A 2,301-nucleotide genomic window follows, 5' to 3' on the forward strand; every position below is an offset into this window, starting at 1 on the left:
AAGCCCTGATGCCGGCCTGACCCTCTACCAGGTCCTGGACGTCCTCCAGGACCTGCTGAGGTGCTGGACCGGCACCTGCGCCACCTGCGGCCGACTCCTCACCACCAGCAGAACCAGATCCAGAACCTAACGAAGCACTACTAGCTGCACCGCGGGCGCCCAAGCCCATCGGACGGAACACCTGGCCTGAGCGATCTTGATGGCATGCCAAGACCTCACCAGTCGGCCGCCCTGTGTGCGCGGCCCGTGGACCCGGAAGGCCGGGCACGGGTGGGCAGGCGGGTGCGAACGTGTTCGTGATGACGGAGAGGATCAAAAGGTTCCCAGTCGGCGACTGCCAAATCGGCGGCCGTAGGGGCGGCAGCGTGCTGCTGACAGCGCTGGGCGCGCCACCGCAGCTGCTCGGCGTACGGGAGACCGCTGAGGTCGTAGATCGCCATGACCTCGGCGGGCAGGGCGAGCTGCCCGTTCGTGGCGGTGGCGGGCACCAGCTTCCAGGTACCGCCCGGGGCGCCGGGGGAGAGGAGGGTGTTGGTGCAGCGGTGCCGGCGCCGTGTCCGGGCAACGCACTGGATTTCATCCACCGGCTGGGCAGCCAGGTAGCGCACATACAGCAGTTGCACGATGGGACGGGCCGGGCGGCAGACCGCTGAGGCTCCTTCCTGGTCTGCCGGACCGTCCGGAGCGGCCGGGGGAGGAGTGAAGGCGCCGGCGTCGATCAGACGGCGGGTGTTCACCGCCAGAGCCCGGCGCAGCTCGATCAACGCGGGAGAGGCCTCGGGAGCCTCCCAAGCGGGGCAGATGACGGCGTGCGGCAGACGGCACCAGTTACTTCCGTCTCCTCCCGGACAGGCGACGCCCGAGCTGACATGCCAGCGGCACGCGGCCGGTACACGGGCGGCCGGCAGCTCTCGAGGATGGAGGGGGACGGTCCATCGACGGTCCCGGTGGTACCACTCGATCCGGTTGCCGCACTCGCGGCACCGGTCGTTCTGTCCGCAGCGCAGCAGTCGGCTGACACCGTCGGGAGCAACCCGCAGGGAATGGCGCACGCGGTGGGCGATCAGGCTGCCGTCCCAGCGCCGGGCCGGGGGAGGGGATGTGCAGTGCATGCGGGGGAACCTGCCAGCCAACATGCCGGATCCACGACAGCAGTGCTGATAAGTCACCCGGTCGGCCTCATGGGGTGCGACTGGAGTGCGAATGCGAGATCGTGCGTTCGGGACAGTCTCGCCGGTTCGGGTGGTCTGCAGCAGCCGCTCGGGCAGGGGGTCAGTCCTGAGGCGGACCAGGCAGGTCGTGCCCTTGGCACAGTGTGCTGAAGAGCTTGTCGAGCGGGGTTTCCAGGGCGTGGGCGAGAGCGTGCCAGGTCTTCAGGGTCCCGACGGTGCGGCCCTGCTCGATCTCGATGAGAGTACGTCTGGCCAGGCCACTGCGGGCGGCGAGCTCGTCGTAGCTCCACCCGCGCGCGGCCCGCAAGCGCGCGAGTTCCAATCGCAGCGCGTTGAGATCCGGATCGGGCGAAAAGATCGTCACCCGCCCATCCGACGGTGCAGACCCCTGCCCTGTCAGTGCAGACCTCTGCCCTATTTCTCCAGGTAGTACCGACAGCACCAGGGCAGACCTCTGCACTACGGTGTCGGCCACCCCCACAACCAAAAACGAAATCGGCGTGGAAACAGCAGGAGGAACACGCGCCCATGAGGCTGCGCATCACATGCCCGGCAACGCCACGCACCTGGACCGTGGAACTTCGCTCGCACGCCGACGGGCCCGTCCTCGTATGCCGGCACTGCTCACACGATGACACACGGATCACCGCAGCCTCCGCCCGCTCGGCCGCGCTGGCCCACCTCGCATGGCACGCACGTAACGACCTCCGCCCACCCCACCTGCGCATCTGCCAGTGCCATGAACGCGGCTGCCGCTGGCACCCCCGCCACCGCGGCTGCGCCGGCCCCATCCGCCTCCTCCTCGCACGGGAACGCGGCGGACGGCTATGGCGGCTCACCGACGCCTGCAGCGCCTGCGCGACCGCGACAGCACAGGCCGCCGTAGTGCCCGACACCGTCCTCGCCCGCGTACCACCGCCCCCGGCCACCACTCGGCGGCACAGACGCCTCCCCAAAGGCCCAGGCGAACGGATCCGGGTACGCGAAATGCTCAGCTACCTGACCGCTGCGCTTCCAGCGGGCACTTCGGCCGCCGGGTCATGTCCCTTGGCGTGGTGTAGGCGATCAGTCGTCTGACGTGGCGGGCAGGACGATCGTGTCGTCGCTGTAGAGGGCGTCCATGCTCTCG

At 69.2% G+C, this 2,301-nt stretch carries 2 protein-coding genes and 1 pseudogene; all 3 read right to left on the reverse strand.

The window, feature by feature from the left end; translation table 11 throughout:
• Positions 1-215 precede the first annotated feature (215 nt).
• Positions 216-623, reverse strand: coding sequence for a hypothetical protein (locus ACZ56B_RS32785; protein ID WP_468798728.1), 408 nt, complete (start codon positions 621-623; stop codon positions 216-218).
• A 102-nt stretch (positions 624-725) separates the two neighbouring features.
• A pseudogene (locus tag ACZ56B_RS32790) lies at positions 726-1,136 on the reverse strand (DUF6083 domain-containing protein); the annotation flags it as partial.
• 136 nt (positions 1,137-1,272) lie between these two features.
• Entirely contained in the window at positions 1,273-1,536 is a 264-nt protein-coding gene (locus tag ACZ56B_RS32795; RefSeq protein WP_468798725.1) for a helix-turn-helix transcriptional regulator, read from the reverse strand.
• Positions 1,537-2,301: the final 765 nt, after the last annotated feature.

It is taken from the genome of Streptomyces sp. NPDC034670 (genome assembly GCF_055574875.1).